This window comes from Bosea sp. NBC_00550 (assembly GCF_026020075.1).
Lineage (GTDB): Bacteria > Pseudomonadota > Alphaproteobacteria > Rhizobiales > Beijerinckiaceae > Allobosea.
This window is the reverse complement of record NZ_CP102772.1, coordinates 5496183-5517868: the sequence shown is the minus strand read 5'-3', so window position 1 is coordinate 5517868 and position 21686 is coordinate 5496183. Positions and strand designations below refer to the sequence as shown.

Here is a 21686-nt window from a genome sequence, read left to right as displayed (position 1 = left end):
CATCGGCTTTCCCGAAAACCGCATTCCACTTTTCGGGCCGATGCTCTGGGAGGCTGCGATGGCCGGTCCTGAACCCACACCTCCCTCCCCCTATTCCACGGGGCTGGCCGGGCGCTGCCCACGCTGCGGCGAAGGCGCGCTGTTCGTAGGTTTCCTCAAGCTGAAGCCGCGCTGCAGCGCCTGCGGGCTCGACTACAAATTCGCGGACTCAGCCGACGGCCCGGCCGTCTTCATCATGCTGATCGCGGGCTTCGTCGTGCTGGGCGCGGCGCTCTATGTCGAGATCGCCTATGAGCCGCCGATCTGGCTGCACCTGTCGATGTGGCTGCCGCTGGCGCTGATCCTCTGCCTCGGGCTGCTCAGGCCGATGAAGGGGCTCGCCGTCGCGCTGCAATACGCCCACAAGGCCGAGGAAGGCAGACGCGCGAAGTGACGGCGCAAATCGCAATCGAGCGGAGGCCGGGCCTGATCCTGCCGACGATCCTGACGATCGTGGGCACGGCGATCCTCTGCACGCTCGGGGCCTGGCAGCTCCAGCGCATGCAGGAGAAGCACGCCTATATCGAGCGGCTGCAGGCGCAGGCTGCCGGCGCGCCGGCTGCGATGCCAGCGAACGCCGAATGGGCCAAGCTCGATGCCGCCGCGCTCGACCTGACCCGCGTCGCCGCCAAGGGAGCTTACGTCGACGGGCCGATCGCCGGCGTGCGCACCACGATCGCCGCCGGCCCGCCGGGCTCGCGCCAGCTCTCCGGCTTCGGCCGCTGGGTGTTCCAGGGCTTCCGGCTGGAAGATGGCGGCATCATCCTGGTCAATCGCGGCTTCGTGCCTGAAAGCCGCATCGGACAGATCGGCCCGGCCAGCGGCCCCGACACGATCAAGGGCTTCCTGCGCGCGCCGGAAATCCGAAACACCTTCACGCCGGATGACCTGCCGTCGATCCGCGAGTTTTACACGCGCGATCCCGGCGCCATCGCCGCCTCGCTCGGCCTGCCTCCGGCGCCGTTCTATCTCGAAGCCGAGCGGGAGGGCGACGGGCTGACGCCACCGGCCGGCGTCGACGTGCGCGAGCTGATCGGACGAATCCCCGACAACCATCTCCAATACGCCCTGACCTGGTTCGGACTGGCGCTGACCCTGCTCGGCGTCTTCGCGGCCTGGGTCTGGCAGGCGCGGAAGGGCTCGGCCCCGGCCTGACGTCTAGACGGTTTTGCCGAAACCGACGGACCGGCCTATAGCATCTGACTGAGATCACCGAGGCCAAGATCGTGTTGCATGTCTCCACCCGGGGTGAAGCCCCGGCGCTCAGCTTTTCCGACGCGCTCCTGACCGGGCTCGCCCGCGACGGCGGCCTCTATCTGCCGCAGAGCTGGCCGAAACTCACGCCGGCCGAGATCGCCGGCTTCGCGGGCCAGCCTTACACTGCCGTGGCCGAACGCGTGCTCGGCGCCCTGACAGACGGCGATGTCGAGCCTAAGGCGCTGGGCGCGATGATCCATCAGGCCTATGCCGGTTTCCGGCATCCGGCCGTCTGCCCGCTGACGCAGATTGGCGACAATCTCTTCGTGCTCGAGCTGTTCCACGGCCCCACGCTCGCCTTCAAGGACGTGGCGATGCAGCTGCTCGGGCGGCTGATGGACCAGGTGCTCGGCCAGCGGGGCCAGCGCGCCACCATCGTCGGCGCGACCTCCGGTGATACGGGCGGGGCTGCCATCGACGCCTTCAAGGGGCTGAAGAGCGTCGACGTCTTCATCCTCTATCCGCAGGGCCGCGTCTCCGACGTGCAGCGCCGGCAGATGACGACGGTGGATGCGCCGAACGTCCATGCCATCGCGGTCGAAGGCACCTTCGACGATTGCCAGAATCTCGTGAAGGCGATGTTCAACCACCACGCCTTCCGCGACGAGATCGGGCTCTCGGGCGTGAACTCGATCAACTGGGCCCGCATCGCGGCGCAGGTGGTCTATTACTTCACCTCCGCCGTCGCGCTCGGAGGCCCGGCGCGCAAGGTCTCCTTCGCGGTGCCGACCGGCAATTTCGGCGACATCCTCGCCGGCTGGGTCGCCAAGCAGATGGGCCTGCCGATCGAGCGGCTGCTGATCGCGACCAACAGCAACGACATCCTGACGCGCACGCTCGAAACCGGCGCCTATGAGATGCGCGGCGTCGCGGCGACAACCTCGCCCTCGATGGATATCCAGATATCCTCGAATTTCGAGCGGCTGCTGTTCGAGGCCCATGGCCGCGACGGCGGCGCCGTGCGGCGGCTGATGCAGTCGCTGCAGCAATCCGGCCGCTTCGAGATCGCGGCAGAGCCGCTCGATCGCATCCGCGGCGATTTCGACGCGAGCGCCCGGAGCGAGGAGCAGGTCGCGGCCGAGATCCGCAAGAGCTGGACCGAAGCCGGATATCTGCTCGACCCCCATACCGCAATCGGCATCGGCGCCGCGCGGCAGGCGCTGAAGCGCAACCCGGCAACGCCGATGATCGTGCTCGGCACGGCCCACCCAGCCAAGTTCCCCGCGGCGGTGAAAGCGGCGAGCGGCGTCGAACCCGCCCTGCCCGCCCATCTTGCCGATCTGATGGAGCGGAAGGAGCGCCTGACGCTGCTGCCGAACGACCTCGGCAAGGTCGAGGCCTTCGTGCGCGAGCATGCCCGCGCCGTCCGCGGGGCGGCAGCGTGAGCGCGACCGGACCGGCCGAGGCCGCCGAGATCGCCGCACCGGCTCGGCCGGAAGGTGCCCATGATCCCGAGGTCGGGCTGACCACCCTGCCCTCCGGCCTGCGCATCGTCTCGCAACACATGGAGCATGCCGCGACCGTCTCGCTGGGTATCTGGATCGGCGCCGGCTCGCGCGACGAGCTGTCCCATGAGCACGGCCTCGCCCATCTGCTCGAGCACATGGCGTTCAAGGGCACGGCGCGGCGCAACGCACTGCAGATCGCCGAGGAGATCGAAAGCGTCGGCGGCGACCTCAACGCCGCGACATCAGTCGAATACACCTGTTACACCGCCCGCGTGCTCCGCGCCGATCTCGGGCTCGCCGTCGACATCCTCGCCGATATCGTGACCTCGCCCGCCCTCACCGAGGAGGAGCTGAAGCGCGAGAAAGGCGTGATCCTGCAGGAGATCTCGGCCGTTCAGGACACGCCGGACGATCTTGTCTACGACCGCTTCCTGCAGGCCGCCTTCCCCGACCAGCCGATCGGCCGGCCGATCCTCGGCACCGCCAAGATGGTGAAGGGTTTCACGCCCGATGCGATCCGCGCCTATCTCGCGCGCAACTACCATGCGGGAAACATGGTGCTCGCCGCCTCCGGCGCCGTGGACCATGAGGAGCTGGTCGCGCTGGCTCGCGAGCACCTGTCGAACCTACCGCCCAGGCCTGACGAAATACCGGAGCGGGAAGCCGGCGAGTATCGCGGCGGGGAAGCCCGGATCGGCAGCGACGAGGAGCAGGTGCATCTCGTGCTCGGCCTGCCCGGCCTGCCCTTCACCGGCGGAGCCCATTATCCGTTGCAGATCTTCGCCTCCGTGCTCGGCGGCGGGCTCTCATCGCGGCTGTTCCAGGAGGTGCGCGAACAGCGTGGCCTGGCCTATGCGATCGACGCCTTCCACTGGCCCTTCTCCGACTGCGGCGTCTTCGGCATCGGCGCCGGCACCGCGCCGGAAGATGCCAACGAGCTGATCGAGGTCGCATTCGGCTGCCTGCGCCAGGCGGCCGAGGATGTCAGCGAGATCGAGGTGGCGCGCGCCCGTGCCCAGATGAAGGTGGGGTTGTTGGCTTCACTTGAGAGCCCCGGCGGCAAGCTGGAGCAGATGGCGCGGCAGGTGCTGATCTTCGGCCGGGCGATCCCGCGCGAGGAGCTGGCCGCCCGGCTCGACGCGGTGACGCTGGAGGACGTGCGCGCCGCCGGCCGCTCGCTGCTCGGCCACCAACCGACCATCGCCGCGATCGGCCCGATCCAGGACGTTCCCGCCGCCAAGCGCCTGCGCCAGGCGGCCCGGGCGGCGGACTGAACGGCGATGGCGCTCTTCCGTTTCCCGAGCGAGCCGCCAAACCGCCCGCTGATCCGGACGCAGAACCTCTTCCTGCGGGCGCCGCAGGCCAGCGACTACTCGGCCTGGGCCGTGCTGCGCATCGAAAGCCGCGAGTTCCTGACGCCCTGGGAGCCGACCTGGAACGAGGACGACCTGACCCGCGCCTCGTTCCGGCTGCGGGCCAAGCGCGCGTCGCGTGAGATCGCCAGCGACGAGGCCTATTCGCTGTTCATCTTCGAGGCCCATTCGGAAGCGCTGCTCGGCGGGCTGACGTTGGGCCTGATCCGACGCGGCGTCGCACAGGCCTGCACGCTCGGCTACTGGATGGGCAAGCGCCATGCCGGCAGGGGCCATATGACGGAAGCGGTGCGCGGCGCCGTGCGCTTCGCCTTCTCCGAACTTGCGCTCCACCGGGTCGAGGCCGCCTGTCTGTCGAACAATGAGCCCTCGCGGCGCCTGCTGGAGCGGGTCGGCTTCCGGCATGAGGGGCTGGCGCGCGCCTATCTGAAGATCAACGGCGCCTGGGCCGATCACCTGCTCTATGCCGTGCTCTCGAACGATGCGCTGACCGGAGAGAAGCCGTGACGGCAGCGGTTGACCACAGCCGCGCTCTGCCTTGCCCTTGCCATGAGCGACCAATAGGGATTTTCGTTCAAACTCGAATGATCGTTTCCCGCCTGATAGCCGAGCACAGCTTGTCCAATTCCGAGCGCATCCTCCGGATCGGCCTCGCCGTCGCCGGCCTTGCCCTGTGGTTTGTTTTTGCGGCCGCGACGCCGGCAAGCGCCGTCGAAGCGGTGCGCGTGCCGGTCGACGTGCCGGTGATCGACCTCACAAATGTCGTCGAGCGCAACAAATCCGACGGCGACGTCATCCAGATCTCGACCGCGCCGGGGCCGGACGGCATCGTCCGCCGCATCGCGGTCAGGGCGCGCGAATCCGGCGCGCGGCCGGACTGGATCGTCTTCGCGCTCACCAATGATTCCGACGAGCAGATCGACCGGCTGCTGGTCGCGCCGTTCCACCGCCTGATCGGCTCCGGCGTGGTCTGGCCCGATCTCGGCGACAAGCGCATCGAGGCGGTGACCGCGAGCCAGGGCCTCGCACCCGATCGCGAGGCCAGCCCCGACGCCGACGTCTTCCTGATCACGCTCGACCCCGGCACGACCGTGACCTTCGTCGCCGAATTGAAGTCGCCCAACCTGCCGCAGCTCTATCTCTACGAGTCGGAAGCCTACCGGCAGAAGACCAACGGGCTGACCCTCTACAAGGGCATCATCATCGGCATCGCCGGCCTGTTGGCGCTGTTCCTGACCATCATCTTCGTGGTCAAGGGCGCGGTGATCTTCCCGGCCGCCGCGGCGCTCGCCTGGGCGGTCCTTGCCTATGCAGGCCTCGACTTCGGCTTCTTCCAGCGTCTCTTCCCGCTCACGCCTGCGATCGAGCGCATCTACCGTGCCGGCGCCGAGGTGGTGCTGGCGGCGACGCTGCTCGTCTTCCTCTTCGCCTATCTCAACCTGTCGCGCTGGCATGTGCGCTACGGCCATGTCACGGCGATCTGGATCCTCGGGCTCGCCGGGTTGATCGGTCTTGCCGTCTTCGACGCGCCGATGGCCTCGGGCATCGCGCGCATCTCGATCGCCGCCGTCGCGGCTGTCGGCTTTGTGCTCGTCGTGCATCTGGCGACGCATGGCTATGAGCGCGCGGTGATGCTGATCCCGACCTGGTTCCTGCTCGCGGTCTGGGTCACGGCGGCGAGCTTCACCGTCACCGGGCAATTCCAACGCGATCTGGTCGCGCCTGCCTTGTTGGGCGGCCTCGTGCTGATCGTGCTGCTGATCGGCTTCACCGTGATCCAGCACGCCTTCGCCGGCGGCGCGATCTCGCAAGGCCTGGTCTCGGATACCGAACGGCGGGCGCTCGCCCTCTCGGGTTCGGGCGACCTCGTCTTCGACTGGGACGTCAGTTCCGACAAGGTCTTCGTCTCGCCGCAGATCGAGGCGCTGCTCGGCCTGCCCAAGGGCTCGCTCGAAGGCTCCGCGGCACGATGGCTGGAGCACATGCACGTCGCCGACCGCGATCGCTACCGCGTCACGCTCGACGCCGTGCTGGAGCAGCGGCGCGGCAAGCTCAATCTCGACCTGCGCCTGCGCGCCGCAAGCGGCGCCTATCACTGGTTCAACGTCAAGGCGCGGCCGGTCCTCGGCTCTGACGGCGAGGTCATCCGCGTCATTGGCACGCTCTCGGACGTCACCGAGCAGCGCACCGCGCAGGAGCGGCTGCTGCACGACGCCGTCCACGACAACCTGACCGGCTTGCCCAACCGCAAGCTATTCCAGGACCGGCTCGGCGCGATCTTCGGCTTCACCCGTGCCGACGACAACATCCGCCCGACCGTGCTCGTGATCGACGTGGACCGCTTCAAGCAGGTCAACGAATCGGTCGGCTTCTCGGCCGGTGACTCGATCCTGCTGACGCTGGCCCGCAGGCTCGGACGGCTGCTGAGGGCGCAGGACACGCTCGCCCGGATCGGCGGCGATACCTTCGCGATGATCCTTGTCTCGGAGCGCGACCCGGAGCGCATCCTGGCGCTGGCAGAGCTCGTGCGCCGCGCCGTCTCGACGCCGATCACCTATGCCGAGCGCGAGATCGTGCTGACGCCCTCGATCGGGCTCGCCTTGTTCGATCCCTCTTCGGCCGCACGCAAGGACGATGCGCTTAAGAACGCCGAGCTCGCCATGGCCCATGCCAAGCGCCAGGGCGGCAACAAGATCGAGGTCTTCGTGCCGGCGATGCGGACGGACCGCAACGACCGGCTCGCGCTCGAAAGCGACCTCCGCAGGGCGATCGAGCGCAGCGAGATCCAGGTCATGTACCAGCCGATCGTCCGGCTGGAGGACCGCACGATCGCGGGCTTCGAGGCGCTGGTGCGCTGGGACCATCCGCGCGAGGGCCGGCTGATGCCGCAGGACTTCCTCGCCATCGCCGAGGAGACCGGGCTGATCGTCGATCTCGGCGTCTATGTGATGGACAAGACGGCGCGCGAGCTCGAAGCCTGGCAGGCTGCACTCGAAGTCGACCCGCCGATCTTCGCCAGCGTCAACGTCTCCAGCCGGCAACTGCTGCGCCACGATCTGTTGCATGACGTGAAGACCGTGCTCGGGCGCCGGCGCGTGCTGCCGGGCACGCTGAAGCTCGAGATCACTGAGAGCCTCGTGATGGAGAATCCGGAATATGCCGCGCAGATGCTGCAACGCATCCGCGACCTCGGCGCCGGATTGTCGCTCGACGATTTCGGCACGGGCTACTCGTCGCTGTCCTATCTGCAGCGCTTCCCCTTCGACACGATCAAGATCGACCAGAGCTTCGTGCGGCAGATGGGCAATGGCCGCCCGCCGGTGATCCTGCGCTCGATCGTGCAACTCGCCTCCGATCTCGGCATGGACGTGGTCGCGGAAGGCGCGGAAAGCGAGTCGGATGCGATCGAGCTCTACCAGCTCGGCTGCCAATACGCGCAGGGCTACATCTTCGGACAGCCGATGACGGCGGCCGAAGCGCGCCGCCTGATGGGCGCAACGGCTGCGGCGACGGAAGCGGCGTGACCCACTGCGTCATGCTCGGGCAAAGCGAAGCGCAGACCCGGGGATCGCAGGACAAGAGCATGCCGCGTTTTCGTCAAACGCGGGTCATCCCGGACGTAGCGAAGCGGAGATCCGGGATCCATGCCTGAAGATCCACGAGACCCGCTCCGGCATGGATACCGGGTCAAGCCCGGGATGACGGCGTGATTCCGCACCAAATCGGCACGCCCTAGATGACTCGGGTTGAAAAGATGCTCGGGTCAGGGCCGAGAATGCCGGAGCGGGGGGTTTTCAGGCGTGGCCGGCTTCGCGCGAGAGGAAGGCCGGGTCGATGCCGATCTTGTTCAGCGCCCGCTGGTATTTGGTGTCGACGCCCTCGTCGAACAGCAGTTCGGGGTCGGCGGCGCAGTGCAGCCAGCCATTGGACTGGATCTCGGCCTCGAGCTGGCCGGCGGCCCAGCCGGCATAGCCCAGAGCGAGGACGGCGTTTTCCGGCCCGCTGCCGACGGCGATGGCGCGGAGGATGTCGAGCGTCGCCGTCAGGCAGATGCCGTCGTCGATCGGCAGCGTCGCCGATTCGAGGAAGAAATCTGCGGTATGCAGCACGAAGCCGCGCTTGGTCTCGACCGGCCCGCCGCGCAGCACCTGCATCTTCTCGGCGCGGCTCGGCAGGCGGATGATCTCTTCCGACGGGATGACGTCGAGTTGGACGAGCAAATCCGGGAATCTCGTATCGGCGGCCGGCTTGTTGACGATGATGCCCATCGCGCCATCTTCGGAATGGGCACAGACATAGACGACGCTGCGGCTGAAGCGCGTATCGGCCATGCCGGGCATCGCGATCAGGCATTGCCCGTCGAGATAGCTGCGGCCGCCGACGCGTGGTTGTGAGCCGATCTTCATCCGCCCATGCTAGAGGTTGTCGGGGAGTCTCGGCAAGGGTTGGATGCGAACACGCCTGCCAAGATCGCGTGACCCTGGCTTGGCCACCGCCATGGATCACGTTCGCGTGCGGCTCGGCTGAATGCGCGTACTGACACGGCCGGCAACGCGATTGTGCCCCATTTATGCAAGAAACTGCACGGTCGCGGCGGCGCTGGCTTCGCAGGGAGATGCAGGATTTGTTCGCTTTTCGGTTTCGCAATGGATAAGGCAGGGTCGGTGAACCGAGTTTTTTCCCTGCTGGCCATGGCGCCTTTCGTGCTGAGCGCCGTCGCGCATGCGCAGGAGGCAGCGACCGAAGCCGCGACGTCGCCCTGGTCGACGAGCGAGCATTCTAAGCTGCGCCTGATCGCCGGCCCCACGACCCCGACCGGAAAGCAGCGCGTCGGCGTCGAGATCGTGATGTCGCCGGGCTTCAAGACCTATTGGCGCAGCCCGGGTGAATTCGGCGTGCCGCCAAGCTTCGACTGGTCGGGCTCGATCAATATCGGCGGGCTCGACGTGCGCTGGCCGGTTCCGGAGCGCTTCCAGGATTCGGCCGGCTATTCCGTGGGCTATGTCGGCGAGGTCGTGATCCCGATCTCGGTGCAGCCGGTCGATCCGTCGCGGCCGGTGATGGTCGTGCTCAAGCTCGACTATGCCGTCTGCGAGAAGATCTGCATTCCCGCCAAGGGCGAGGCGAGCCTCTGGCTCGAGCCGGGCGTCACCACCGTGACGTCGCCACGGCTTGAGAGCTTCGAGGCGCGCGTTCCGGTGCCCGTGAAGCCGGGAACGCACAAGGAGAAGACCTCCATCATCGAGGCGAAGCTCGACGACACCGTGGTCGATCCAGGGTTGCGGCTCGTCCTGCAGCCACCGCCCGATGGCAAGGTGCAGGACATCTTCGCCGAAGGCCCGGGAATGTGGTCCTTCGGCAAATCCCGGCTGGCGCCGCAGCCCGATGGGACGGTCGTCGCCCAGATCCGGATCAACGAACGCCCGAAGAGCGCCGCCGGCCCGGTCCCCCTCATCTTCACCATCCGCGGAATGCCCAAGCCCGTCGAGACGCGGCTCGAACTCGACATCCCCGCCAGCAGGCCCTAATCCGGGGGCGAGCGGCCTCGGCCGCAGGCTTCACGGAGAACAGCCGCAATGACGATCAAGGTGGGTGACAAGCTTCCGCAGGCGACGTTCCGCGTCATGACCGCCGACGGGCCGGCGGCCAAGACGACCGACGACCTGTTCAAGGGCCGCAAGGTCGTGCTCTTCGCCGTGCCCGGCGCCTTCACCCCGACCTGCCACAAGAACCATCTGCCCGGCTACCTGGCCAAGGCGGACGAGATCAAGGCCAAGGGCGTCGATGCCATCCTGGTGACCTCCACCAACGACGTGTTCGTGCTGGATGCCTGGTCGAAGTCCAGCGGCGGCGCCGGCGTCATCGAGTTCCTGTCGGACGGCAACGCCGATTTCGCCAAGGAGATCGGCCTGTCGATGGACGGCTCGGGCTTCGGCATGGGCACACGCTCCCAGCGCTACTCGATGCTGATCGAGGACGGCGTGGTGAAGTCCCTCAATGTCGAGGAAGCGCCGGGCAAAGCCGACGCCTCCGGCGCCGAGACGATGCTCGGCCAGCTCTGAGGCTTTCCGGGTAGCAGTCCCAAGGCCCGCGCGATCGTCTCGTGCGGGCTTTTTTGTTGGGCCGGCGGCGTTGAAGCGCTCAACGCGACAAATGTCAGGAATGGGTGGTGGTCTCAATCGGTAATCGCAACACGCTACTTTTCCTTTGGAGATGGAGCGTGGGTGATGAAGCAGCGGCGGCGGATCTACTATTCGGCGGCCCAGCGGGCTGAGATCTGGGATCGCTGGAAGGCCGGCGAGTCGATGAGTTCGATTGGGCGGCGGTTCGATCGGGAGTCCTCTTCGGTGTTCTCGGTGCTTTCGCCGACGGGCGGCATTCGGCCTCCAGACCGGCGGCGGGCGCCGCGGGCGCTCACTCTCAGCGAGCGGGAGGAAATCTCCCGAGGGCTCAGCACCCGCCGGTCGCTGCGCGTGATCGCTCGGCAATTGGGCCGATCACCGTCCACGGTCAGTCGCGAGGTTCAGCGCAACGGCGGGCCGGATCGCTACCGCGCGGCGCGCTCCGATCAGGCGGCCTGGGACCGGGCCTTGCGTCCCAAGCCGTGCAAGCTGGCTTGCCGACCTGGTCTGGCCCGGACAGTATCCGGCAAGCTGCAGCGGAACTGGTCGCCCGAGCAGATCGCCGGCTGGCTCAAGCGCACCTGCCCCCGGGAGCCACACAATCAAGTGTCGCACGAGACGATCTACCGCAGCCTGTTCATCCAGACCCGTGGGGTGCTGAAGAAGGAACTGCTGGACCACCTGAGGGCCCGGCGAACGATCCGCCGCTCCCGGCACGCCAGCCTGAAGCGGAACGGCCTGGGCCAGATCAGGGACGCCGTCTCCATCAGCGAAAGGCCGGCCTCCGTCGAGGATCGTGCGGTCCCTGGTCACTGGGAAGGCGACCTGATCGGCGGCTCCCGGAACAGCTACGTCGCCACGCTGGTCGAGCGGCATTCGCGCTACGTGATGCTGGTCAAGGTCGCCAACAAAGACACCGGGAGCGTCATCACCGCCCTGATCAAGGCGAACTCTATCAGTCCCTGACCTGGGACCGAGGCAAGGAGTTGGCCGACCACAAGCGGCTGGCCCTCGCTTCGAACGTCGAGGTCTACTTCTGCGATCCCAGGTCACCCTGGCAACGTGGCTCGAACGAGAACACCAACCGGCTCCTGCGCCAGTATCTTCCCCACGGAACCGACCTGTCCCTGCAAAGCCAGGCCCAGCTCAGCGCCATCGCCCGTCAGCTCAACGAACGGCCCAGAAAGACCTTGCTCTATCAAACCCCAGCCGAGAAGTTCGCCGAGTGTGTTGCGGCGATCAGTTGAGCCCGCCGTCGATAGCAAACGTTAACGCGTTGTTGTAACCAACGGCCGCGATGGACATCATACGACGCGCCTAGAGACGACAAGTCGTTGTGGTGATTTGAGAGATCTTTCCATGAAGCAGCGGGCTTTCGAGATAACGCGCCGAACTTTAGGTTGGTCAAGCTTGATCGCTTTGTTGTCGTCATTGACCGCATGTTGGAATTTCGGTGGTAACGGGACGCACACTGTCGCGGATGTTATCGCTCCATGGGTCGCGCTGCCGGCCATCGTCATCATGCTGGTTAGCCTCGTGATGTTAATTGTCGATTGGCTCGGCGAACCGTCCCAATAGGTCCTGATGATGCGCGACTAAGGTCCGCAACGGGCCGACTGCCCGTCATCCCAACCACATCCCGTCTCCCCTCTTCCCGCACGTGATCGATCCGATCTCGGCTTGTCATGAGACATGTGCCGGACTGCCCGCTAGCTTCTGCGGCGGAGGAGAGACCCCGCATGTCCGACATCATCATCCGCCCGCTGACCGCTGCCGACCGCGCCGCCTGGACGCCGCTCTGGCGGGGATACCTGACCTTCTACAAGGCGACGCTGCCGCCGGAGCTCGACGCCGTCACCTTCGACCGGCTGACCGGTGGCCAGGAGCCTATGGGCGGTTTCATCGCCATGCGCGGCGACGAGGCGCTCGGCATGACCAACTGGGTGATCCACCGCTCGACCTGGAGCGAGCGCAATATCTGCTACCTGCAGGACCTGTTCACCGTGCCGGAAGCCCGCGGCACCGGCGTCGGGCGCAAGCTGATCGAGGCCGTGAACGAGATGGCGCGGGCGAAGAACTGTTTCCGCGTCTACTGGCAGACGCATGAGAGCAACCTGCAAGCGCAGGAGCTCTACAACAAGGTCGCCGACAAATCGGGCTTCATCGTCTATCGGCAGCCCTTGGCTTGAGCGGCAAGGCGTCGTTCCCGGGCTGGCCCGGGAATCTCATGCCGAAAGAGGCGCCTTTCCTTCAGGAGATGCTCGGGTCGAGCCCGAGCATGACGCCCTGATGGCGCCGGTGCAGACGCGAGCGTGCAGGAGCGCACGCGCGCCTTGCCGCGAACCGCACTATATCGGGGGGAATGATCGCCCTCGCGGTGACCGGCAGGTTTGGAATCATGAAGAAGATCGGCTTTCTTTCGTTCGGCCATTGGTCGCCCTCGACGCAATCCGGCACGCGCTCGGCCGGCGATGCCCTATTGCAGTCGATCGATCTTGCCGTCGCCGCCGAGGAGCTCGGCGCTGACGGCGCTTATGTCCGCGTCCACCATTTCGCGCGGCAACTGGCCTCGCCCTTCCCTCTGCTTGCCGCCATCGGCGCGAAGACAAAGCGGATCGAGATCGGCACCGCCGTGATCGACATGCGCTACGAGAACCCGCTCTACATGGCGGAGGATGCCGGCGCGGCGGACCTGATCGCCGGCGGACGCCTCCAGCTCGGCCTCAGCCGCGGCTCGCCCGAGCAGGTCATCGATGGCTGGCGCCATTTCGGCTACGAGCCTGCTGAGGGCCAGAGCGACGCCGATATGGGCCGGCGCCATGCCGAGGTCTTTCTCGACGTGCTGCGTGGCCAGGGCTTCGCCCAGCCCAATCCGCGCCCGATGTTCCCCAATCCTCCGGGGCTGCTGCGGCTCGAACCTCACTCCGAAGGCCTGCGCGAGCGCATCTGGTGGGGCGCCGGTTCCAACGCGACTGCCGTCTGGGCTGCCAAGCTCGGCATGAACCTGCAGAGCTCGACGCTCAAGGACGACGAGACGGGAGAGCCCTTCCACATCCAGCAGGCGAAGCAGATCCGCGCCTATCGCGAAGCTTGGAAGGCGGCGGGGCATGCGCGCCAGCCGCGCGTCTCGGTCAGCCGCAGCATCTTCGCGCTGGTGGATGACCGCGACCGCGCCTATTTCGGCAGCGGAGACCAGAGCGACGATCAGGTCGGCTTCATCGACGAGAACACCCGCGCCATCTTCGGGCGCAGCTACGCCGCCGAACCGGACAAGCTGATCAAGGAGCTGGCCAAGGACGAGGCGATCGCCGAGGCCGATACGCTCTTGCTGACCGTCCCGAACCAGCTCGGCGTCGACTATAACGCCCATGTGATCGAGGCGATCCTGAAGCACGTCGCGCCCGGCCTCGGCTGGCGCTGAGGCGGGACGCTCCCCCCTCCAGCCTTCATCCCGGATCAAGCCGGGCATCCGAAAAGCAAGCGCTGGAACCATGGCAGCCCCTCTCCCGCATAGGAGAGGGGTTTTCGGCGTTTCCCGGTGTGCACTTCCCGTGTGATCTGCATCACGGAGCGGAACCACGAATGGGCTCACAGTGCCGGCGGCCATCGGGCCGAACCACAAAAACTCATTCGGGAGGCGCTATCATGACTGCTCATAGCCTTACGACACTGGCGGCCGGCAAGAAGGCCATCAGTGCCTCGGCCATCGAAATGCTGGCCTCCCAACTCCGCGGCAGCATCCTCGACGCAAGTGACGCAGCCTATGACGAGGCACGCGCGATCTGGAATGGGATGGTCGATCGCCGGCCCGGCCTGATCATACGCTGCATGGCTGCGGCCGATGTCGTCAGCGCGGTCCGCTTCGCACGCGACAACGGGCTGCTCGTCTCGGTGCGGGGCGGCGGACATGGCATTGCCGGAAACGCCGTCTGCGACGGCGGCCTGATGATCGATCTGTCGCAGATGAAGTCGGTCCGCGTCGATGCGGCGTCAGAGCGTGCATGGGTCGAGCCGGGGGCGCTTCTCGCCGATGTCGATAGGGAAACCCAGGCGGCCGGGTTCATCGTGCCGACCGGCATCAATTCGACGACCGGCATCGCCGGGCTGACGCTGGGCGGCGGCTTCGGCTGGATCACACGCAAGTTCGGCCTGACGCTGGATAGCCTGGTGTCGGTCGAGGTGGTCACGGCCGATGGCGAGCTCCGGCGAGTCAGCGAAGCGCAGGATCCGGACCTGTTCTGGGCGTTGCGTGGCGGCGGCGGCAATTTCGGAGTGGTGACCGCGTTCGAGTTCCGCCTTCACAAATTCGGCCCGCAGGTGTTGTCGGGCCTCGTCGTCCACCCCTTCAGCGAAGCCGAAACGGTTCTGAGGGAATACCGACAGGCGCTCGAATTCGCGCCGGACGAGCTGACGTGCTGGGCCGTGATGCGGCAGGCACCGCCCCTGCCGTTCCTCCCGGCGGAGTGGCACGGCAAGGAAGTGCTCATCCTTGCCATGTGCTATTGCGGCGACATCGCCGAAGGCAACAAGGCGACCGCCAGGCTGCGCTCGATCGGAACGCCGATCGCCGATGTGGTGGGAGCCACGCCGTTCACGGCATGGCAACAGGCTTTCGACCCCCTGCTCGCACCCGGCGCCCGCAACTACTGGAAGAGCCACGACTTCGCCGAGCTATCGGACACGACGATCCGTCTGCTGATCGGCGCGGCGTGCCATCTTCCGAGCCCGGAATGCGAGATATTCATCGCTCACGTCGGGGGCGCAGCGGGCCGTGTCGCCGCCGATGCCACGGCGTTTCCGCAACGCAGTTCCCATTTCGTCATGAACGTTCATGCGCGGTGGCGCGAACCGGCCATGGACCAGGCCTGCATCGGCTGGGCGCGAGAGCTCTTCGACGCGACAAGACCGCTTTCCGCCGGGACTGCCTATATCAACTTCATGCCGGCCGACGAGACGGATCGCGTTCAGGAGGCGTATGGCGGCAGCTATCATCGCCTTGCCACGCTGAAACAGCGCTACGACCCTTCGAACCTGTTCCGCATGAACCAGAACGTGACGCCGAGGATGAGTTCGCAGGCCGCGTAAGGCCGGCCGGCTAACACCGCGACGTCGAAAGGCTTCGATCAGCAGGGAGTGCCCGACAGGCGCTCCCTACTGATGACCTGTCGAAAGCTACGACGCGGCCGTTGGCGCGTCCGATGACGTGTGGCGATCCAGACCAGCGCACGCTACGTTTTCTCGGAACCACGGCGCCATCCCGGCCTTGAGCCATGATCCATCGGAGGGCTCCGGAACTCTACGATGGATCCGGGATCGGCGCTGCTGCGCAGCTTGTCCGGGATGACGTTCTGCTTCCGTCAGAAATCAGGAGGCTCTACCGCCCCGGCTTGAACGGCGCCATGCCGGCGCGTGCCAACGCGTCGGCGCGCTCGTTCATCTCGTCTCCGGCATGGCCCTTGACCCATTTCCACTCGATCTTGTGGCGCCCCAGCGCCGTTTCAAGGCGCTGCCAGAGTTCGACATTCTTGACCGGCTTCCTGTCGGCGGTCTTCCAGCCGTTCTTCTTCCAGCCATGGATCCAGCCGGTGATGCCCTGGCGCAGATACTGGCTGTCGGTGTGGAGCGCGACCGTGCAGGGCCGCTTCAGCGCCTCCAGCGCCGCGATCGCCGCCATCAGCTCCATGCGGTTGTTGGTCGTCATTTCCTCGCCGCCAGAAAGCTCCTTCTCGACGCCGTTATAGTTGAGGATCGCGCCCCAGCCGCCGGGACCGGGATTGCCGGAGCAGGCACCGTCCGTCCAGACTTCGACCGTATCGCTCATGGCAGGTCCCGGCGATTTTTGGTGGCGCGAATGGGGCAAGCCCCAAGCGCGCCGGGCCCGGGATTGCCGGAGCAGGCACCGTCCGTCCAGACCTCGACCGTATCGCTCATCGCTTCAGCCCATATTCGCGGGCATCGAGCACGCGCTGGTGGAAGGCGAGCTTGCGGTCGTATTCGAGCGGATCATGCGGCTTGACCAGGGCGCCGGCCGGCACGTTCAGCCAGTCGACCAGCCGCGTCAGCAGGAAGCGCAGGGCCGAGCCGCGGCAGAGCTGCGGCAGCGCCGCGATCTCCGCCTCGTTCAGCGGGCGGACGGATTCGTAGCCGGCGAGCAGGGCCTGGCCCTTGGTCAGGTTGAACGAGCCATCGGCCTCGAAGCACCAGGAGTTCAGGCAGATCGCGAGGTCGTAGGCATGGGCGTCGGTGCAGGCGAAGTAGAAGTCGATCAGCCCGGACAGGCGGCTGCCGATGAAGAAGACGTTGTTGGGGAAGAGATCGGCATGGATCACGCCGCGCGGCAGATCCTTGGGCCAGCTCGCCTCATGCACGGCGATCTCGGCCGTGATCCGGCGGGCGAGGCCCGGGGAGACCTTGTCGGCATCGGGGCCGGCCTGATGCGCCAGCGGCCGCCAACCCGGCACGGAGAGCGCATTGACCCGCTCCATCGTGAAATCCGCGCCGGCCTCGTGCATCAAAGCGAGGCCACGGCCGAGTTCCTGGCAATGGGCGGCTGTGGGGCGGCGGACCGAAAGCCCGTCGAGGAAGGTGACGATCGCTGCCGGGCGCCCTGCCAGGCGGCCGAGCATCTCGCCGCGGCTGTCCTCGACCGGCTGGGGGCAGATCAGGCCGCGACCGGCAAGATGCTGCATCAGGCCGAGAAAGAACGGCAGATCGTCCGGATTCACCCGCTTCTCGTAGAGGGTGAGGATGTAGGTGCCCTGCGTGGTGTGGATCAGATAGTTCGAATTCTCCACGCCTTCGGCGATGCCTTTGGCGGAAAGCAGTTCGCCAATGCCGTAGCGCGCCACGAAGGCGGCCATCTCGTCATCGGGCACTTCGGTATAGACGGCCAAGATCGGGCTCTCTTACTTTGGTCTGTCGCATTTTCTTCACGCGAACCGATGCCCGCTTCGCTCGAAAATGCTTCTGCTGGAATTATTCGGCCGCGGCTGGCGCCGCCTCGCCGCGCAATTCGCGCGGCAGCGGGAAGAAGACGTTCTCGTCGGCGGTCGAGACGGTCTCGACGCGGACCTCGTAGCGCTCGGCGAAGGCGTCGATGATCTCCTCGACCAGCACTTCGGGCGCGCTGGCGCCCGCGGTGATGCCGAGGCTGCGGATGTTGCCGAAGACCGACCAGTCGATCTCGTCGGTGCGCAGGACGAGCCGCGCGACCGGGCAACCGGCGCGCTCGGCGACCTCGCGCAGGCGCTGCGAGTTCGAGGAGTTGGGCGAGCCGACGACGATCAGCCCCTCGACCTGCGGGGCGACGCGCTTCACCGCTTCCTGGCGATTCGTCGTGGCGTAGCAGATGTCTTCCTTGTGCGGGGCGATCAGGTCCGGGAAACGGGCCTGAAGCGCCTCGACGATCTCGCGGGTATCGTCGACCGAAAGCGTGGTCTGGGTGACATAGGCGAGCGGCTGGCCGGCCGGGGGGCTCAGCGTCGCAACGTCGTCCAGCGTCTCGATCAGCGTGATGGCGCCCACGGGGAGCTGGCCCATCGTGCCGATGACCTCGGGGTGGCCGGCATGGCCGACGAGCAGGATATGGCGCCCGCGCTTGTGATGGACCTCCGCCTCGCGATGGACCTTCGTCACCAGCGGGCAGGTCGCGTCGATGGCAAAGAGATGGCGGGACTTCGCCTCGGCCGGAACCGCCTTGGCGACACCATGGGCCGAGAAGATCACCGGCCGGGTCGCGTCCGGCACCTCTGACAATTCGGCGACGAAGACCGCGCCTTTCCGCTTCAGGGATTCGACGACGTATTTGTTATGGACGATCTCGTGGCGGACATAGACCGGCGCGCCATGCAGGTTGAGCGCCTTCTCGACCGCGTCGATGGCGCGCACGACCCCGGCGCAGAAGCCGCGCGGGGCACAGAGCAGAATGTCGAGCGGCGGCTTGGTCACGCGCGGGGCAAACTCCAATCGGTCCAGGTCTTCTTTCGGCGGGATCGGGGCGATGTCAAGGAAGCGAAACCGCGCGGCCTGCGCCTTCGCGCCGATTGCCCCTCGCAGGATCGCCGCCCAGAGCCTAGATAGGTCATGGCCGGTCGCACCGCACGACCGCAATCCAACCCACCGCACGCCCGCTCCCGATCACGAGTTCCGCATGGCCGACGCCGCCTCGCATGTCAGCTACCTGCCGCCGATCCTGACCTTCTGCGCCGCGGCGGTGATCGCCGTCCCGCTCTTCCGCAAGCTCGGGCAATCGGCCGTTCTCGGCTATCTCGCCGCCGGCATCGTCATCGGCCCGTCGATCCTCGGCGTCATCAAGGACCCCGACGCGATCCGCAGCACGGCCGAGATCGGCGTGGTGCTGCTGCTCTTCCTCGTCGGGCTCGAACTGCAGCCGGCGCGGCTCTATTCGATGCGCAAGGACATTCTCGGCACGGGCCTGGCGCAGATGGCGCTCAGCGCCGCCGGCATCGGGCTTTTCGGCTGGTGGTTCGGCCTTTCCGCGGCGGGCGCGGTCGCTGTCGGCGTGGCACTGGCACTGTCGGCGACCTCGATCGCGCTGCAGCAGCTCCAGGAACGGGGCGACGCCAGCGAGCCTTACGGCCGGCGAACTTTCTCGATCCTCCTGTTCCAGGACATGGCGATCGCTCCGGCGCTGGCGCTGCTGCCGCTGCTCGCCACCACCGGCGGCGCGGAGGCCGGCAGCCCGATGCGGGCGCTCGCCAGCCTCGGCATCGCGCTCTTCGCCCTGGTGCTGATCGTGCTGGCCGGGCGCTACGTCATGAACCCGTTCTTCCGCATCCTGGCCAATACCGGCGCTAAGGATGTGATGACGGCTGCGGCCCTGCTGATCGTGCTCGGCGCGGCGCTGCTGATGGAGCATGTCGGGCTGTCGATGGCGATGGGCGCCTTCCTCGCCGGCGTGATGCTGGCCGACTCGCATTTCCGGCATGAGCTGGAGGCAGACATCGAGCCGTTCCGCGGCGTGCTGCTCGGGCTGTTCTTCATGGCGGTCGGCATGTCGCTCGATCTCCGGCTGGTGGCCGCCAACTGGATGCTGCTGGCCGTGGCGGCGCCGCTGCTCGTGCTGTTCAAGATCGTCGTCGTCACCTCGATCCTGAGGATCTCCTGTTCGAGCTGGCTCGAGGCGATCCGGGCCGGCGCGCTGCTCTCTCCGGCCGGCGAATTCGCCTTCGTGCTTGTGCCTCTCGGCCTGGCCCAGGGGTTGCTGAACCCGCAACAGGCGGCGATGGCCACCGCTCTGGCTGCCATCAGCATGCTGCTCGGCCCGGTCGTCGCCAAGCTGATTGACGCCGTGCTGCTGGCGCGCACCACACCGGAGACGATGGAGGAGGATTATGAAGGGACCAGCGACAGCCAGGTGATGGTGGTCGGCTTCGGCCGCTTCGGACAGGTGGTGACGCAGGCGCTGCTGCTGCAGCACATCAACATCACGGTGATCGATTCCGACGTCGAGCAGATCCGGGCCGCGGCCCGGTTCGGCTTCAAGGTCTATTACGGCGACGGGACGCGCCTCGACGTGCTGCGCGCCGCCGGGGCCGGCCGGGCGAAGGTGGTCTGCGTCTGCGTAGACGACAAGGACGCGGCCCTCCGGATCGTGGAGATGATCAAGGCCGAGTTTCCCAATGTCCGCGTCCATGTCCGGGCCTTCGACAGGATCCACGCCATCGAGCTGATGAAGGCCAATGTCGACTACCAGATGCGCGAGACTTTCGAATCGGCGCTCGGTTTCGGGCGCGTGACGCTGGAAGCTCTCGGCCTGAGCCACGACGAGGCCGATTTCGTCATCGACCATGTCCGCGATCGCGACGCCCAGCGCATGGAGATCCAGTTCAGCGAGGGGATCGCCGCCGCGCTGAACCGCGTGCCGCGCGTCACGCCGGAACCGATCGTCAAGCCGAAGGGCAAGTCCAAGGCCCTCAATGCCGAGACCGAGCAGGTCATCGCCGATGGCGGGGCCGAGGTCTCGGTCGGCGGCGTCGGAGAGCCCGAACTGTGACGAACGCCTCTGTCCGGCCGGCTCGGGCCGTCTTCGTCGAGGGCCCGCTGATGCGCCATGTCGCGGTGATGACCGCGACGGGCTCGATCGGCCTGATGGCCGTCTTCGTCGTCGACCTCCTGTCGCTACTCTACGTCTCCTGGCTCGGGCGGCCGGAGGCGACCGCCGGCGTCGGCTTTGCCACCATCGTGCTCTATCTGATGGTATCGGTGAATGTCGGGCTGATGATCGCCATCACCGCCCTGACTTCCCGCAGCATCGGCGCCGGCGATCGGCAGGCCGCGCGGCGCATCGCGTCCTCGACCATGGTGCTGGCGGCGCTCGTCGCCCTCGTGCTGTCGCTGATCGCCCTGCCGCTATTGCCGCGCCTGCTCACCCTGCTCGGCGCACGCGACCAGTCGCATGCGATCGCCCTCTCCTTCCTGCACATCGTGCTGCCCTCGAACATCTTGATGGCCGTAGGCATGGGCTTTTCCGGCATCCTGCGCGCCATCGGCGATGCAAGGCGCGCGATGTTCGTGACGCTCGGCGGTGGCATAGCCACTGCGGGGCTAGACCCGTTGCTGATCTTCGGATTCGGTCTGGGACCGGACGGCGCCGCGATCGCGATCGTGCTGGCCCGGATCATCATCGTCGCCATCGGCTTCCACGGCACCGTGATCGTCCACGGCATGATGGCGCGGCCCAAGTTGAGCTTCGTGCGGCAGGACAGCGCCCGGACCTTCGCCATCGCGGGACCGGCGATCCTGACCAATCTCTCCAACCCGATCGCGAATGCCGTCTTCGCCGGCGTGGTCGCCCGCTTCGGCGATGCGGCGGTTGCGGCGCTGGCCATCATGGACCGGCTGGTGCCGGTCGCCTTCGGCGTGCTGTTTGCGCTGTCCGGGGCAGTCGGGCCGATCCTCGGTCAGAACTGGGGGGCCGGGCGCTTCGACCGCATGCGGCGCGGCCTGACCGATTCCGCGATCTTCGCGGGGGCCTGCGTCCTGATTTCCTGGCTGCTGCTCTATGCGCTGCGCGGCACCATCGTCGCCGCCTTCCATGCCACCGGCCTGACGGCGGAGCTGGTCGAGTTCTTCTGCCTGATCGCCGGCCCGATGTGGCTGTTCGTCGGCATGCTCTTCGTCGCGAACGCCGCCTTCAACAATCTCGGCATGCCGTTCCTGTCGACGCTGTTCAGCTGGGGCCGCGCCACGCTCGGCACGATGCCGTTCGCCATCCTCGGTGCGCATCTCGCCGGGCCGAAGGGCGCGCTCGCCGGCTCGGCACTGGGGGCGGTCGCCTTCGGCGTGCTGGCGCTGGTCTTCGCCTATCGCGGCATCAGCCGGCTGGAACGGGAGGCGGCACAACGCCGGGCCGCCCACGATTTGCCAGCCAACGACACCCTGCTATCGTCGGCCGAGGCACGGAGCTAGTGCCGGCCGGGAGGCGC

17 protein-coding genes and 1 pseudogene are annotated in these 21686 nt (G+C 66.9%); 14 read left to right on the top strand and 4 right to left on the bottom strand.

Annotated elements, in window-relative coordinates:
* Positions 1 to 58: 58 nt before the first annotated feature.
* From NWE53_RS26195 to NWE53_RS26170, 6 genes are all read left to right on the top strand, one after another.
* On the top strand, positions 59 to 433 hold the full coding sequence (locus NWE53_RS26195; RefSeq protein WP_265052218.1) for a DUF983 domain-containing protein: 375 nt from the start codon (positions 59 to 61) through the stop codon (positions 431 to 433).
* On the top strand, positions 430 to 1194 hold the full coding sequence (locus NWE53_RS26190) for an SURF1 family protein (protein ID WP_265052217.1): 765 nt from the start codon (positions 430 to 432) through the stop codon (positions 1192 to 1194). Before NWE53_RS26195 ends, NWE53_RS26190 begins: the two co-directional genes overlap by 4 nt.
* A 71-nt stretch (positions 1195 to 1265) precedes the next feature.
* Positions 1266 to 2681 carry a threonine synthase gene (gene thrC, locus NWE53_RS26185; RefSeq protein ID WP_265052216.1) on the top strand — a complete coding sequence of 472 codons (1416 nt, stop codon included), beginning with the start codon at positions 1266 to 1268 and terminating at the stop codon, positions 2679 to 2681.
* Positions 2682 to 2710: 29 nt separating this feature from the next.
* On the top strand, positions 2711 to 4018 hold the full coding sequence (locus NWE53_RS26180) for a M16 family metallopeptidase (RefSeq protein WP_265055032.1): 1308 nt from the start codon (positions 2711 to 2713) through the stop codon (positions 4016 to 4018).
* A 6-nt stretch (positions 4019 to 4024) separates the two neighbouring features.
* Positions 4025 to 4624 (top strand): GNAT family N-acetyltransferase, encoded by a 600-nt coding sequence (locus NWE53_RS26175; protein ID WP_265052215.1) that lies wholly within the window; start codon positions 4025 to 4027, stop codon positions 4622 to 4624.
* 77 nt (positions 4625 to 4701) lie between these two features.
* Positions 4702 to 7641 carry an EAL domain-containing protein gene (locus NWE53_RS26170; RefSeq protein WP_265052214.1) on the top strand — a complete coding sequence of 980 codons (2940 nt, stop codon included), beginning with the start codon at positions 4702 to 4704 and terminating at the stop codon, positions 7639 to 7641.
* Positions 7642 to 7911: 270 nt separating this feature from the next.
* Here the strand turns inward: NWE53_RS26170 and NWE53_RS26165 are convergent, their stop codons facing one another.
* Positions 7912 to 8523 (bottom strand): YqgE/AlgH family protein, encoded by a 612-nt coding sequence (locus tag NWE53_RS26165; RefSeq protein ID WP_265052213.1) that lies wholly within the window; start codon positions 8521 to 8523, stop codon positions 7912 to 7914.
* Between the two features lie 258 nt (positions 8524 to 8781).
* Here NWE53_RS26165 and NWE53_RS26160 point away from each other — a divergent pair, with 258 nt between their 5' ends.
* From NWE53_RS26160 to NWE53_RS26135, 6 genes and pseudogenes are all read left to right on the top strand, one after another.
* On the top strand, positions 8782 to 9645 hold the full coding sequence (locus NWE53_RS26160; RefSeq protein WP_265052212.1) for a protein-disulfide reductase DsbD domain-containing protein: 864 nt from the start codon (positions 8782 to 8784) through the stop codon (positions 9643 to 9645).
* A 48-nt stretch (positions 9646 to 9693) separates the two neighbouring features.
* The gene (locus NWE53_RS26155) at positions 9694 to 10179 is read left to right on the top strand and encodes a peroxiredoxin (RefSeq protein WP_265052211.1); all 486 of its coding nucleotides are present in this window, start codon (positions 9694 to 9696) and stop codon (positions 10177 to 10179) included.
* A 165-nt stretch (positions 10180 to 10344) separates the two neighbouring features.
* A pseudogene (locus tag NWE53_RS26150) lies at positions 10345 to 11486 on the top strand (IS30 family transposase).
* A 492-nt stretch (positions 11487 to 11978) separates the two neighbouring features.
* Entirely contained in the window at positions 11979 to 12428 is a 450-nt protein-coding gene (locus NWE53_RS26145) for a GNAT family N-acetyltransferase (RefSeq protein ID WP_265052210.1), read from the top strand.
* 209 nt (positions 12429 to 12637) lie between these two features.
* Positions 12638 to 13660: an LLM class flavin-dependent oxidoreductase gene (locus tag NWE53_RS26140; protein WP_265052209.1), complete on the top strand. Its 1023-nt coding sequence runs from the start codon at positions 12638 to 12640 to the stop codon at positions 13658 to 13660.
* Positions 13661 to 13884: 224 nt separating this feature from the next.
* Complete coding sequence (locus NWE53_RS26135) at positions 13885 to 15324, top strand: FAD-binding oxidoreductase (RefSeq protein WP_265052208.1); 1440 nt, start codon at positions 13885 to 13887, stop codon at positions 15322 to 15324.
* 289 nt (positions 15325 to 15613) lie between these two features.
* On the opposite strand, the gene rnhA is transcribed toward NWE53_RS26135, so the two are convergent.
* The 3 genes from rnhA to ispH all read right to left on the bottom strand — a co-directional run bounded on the left by rnhA (position 15614) and on the right by ispH (position 18186).
* A complete protein-coding gene (gene rnhA / locus NWE53_RS26130) occupies positions 15614 to 16060 on the bottom strand; it encodes a ribonuclease HI (protein WP_265052207.1) in 447 nt (148 codons plus the stop codon).
* 106 nt (positions 16061 to 16166) lie between these two features.
* Entirely contained in the window at positions 16167 to 17132 is a 966-nt protein-coding gene (locus NWE53_RS26125; RefSeq protein WP_265052206.1) for a homoserine kinase, read from the bottom strand.
* An 82-nt stretch (positions 17133 to 17214) separates the two neighbouring features.
* Positions 17215 to 18186, bottom strand: a complete 972-nt coding sequence (ispH, locus tag NWE53_RS26120; RefSeq protein WP_265052205.1) for a 4-hydroxy-3-methylbut-2-enyl diphosphate reductase — start codon at positions 18184 to 18186, stop codon at positions 17215 to 17217.
* A gap of 202 nt (positions 18187 to 18388) precedes the next feature.
* On the opposite strand from ispH, the gene NWE53_RS26115 reads away from it, so the two are divergent.
* Together NWE53_RS26115 and NWE53_RS26110 are read left to right on the top strand one after the other, a co-directional pair.
* Positions 18389 to 20254, top strand: a complete 1866-nt coding sequence (locus NWE53_RS26115) for a monovalent cation:proton antiporter-2 (CPA2) family protein (protein WP_265052204.1) — start codon at positions 18389 to 18391, stop codon at positions 20252 to 20254.
* Positions 20251 to 21669 carry an MATE family efflux transporter gene (locus NWE53_RS26110; RefSeq protein ID WP_265052203.1) on the top strand — a complete coding sequence of 473 codons (1419 nt, stop codon included), beginning with the start codon at positions 20251 to 20253 and terminating at the stop codon, positions 21667 to 21669. Before NWE53_RS26115 ends, NWE53_RS26110 begins: the two co-directional genes overlap by 4 nt.
* The last annotated feature ends 17 nt before the right edge of the window (positions 21670 to 21686 follow it).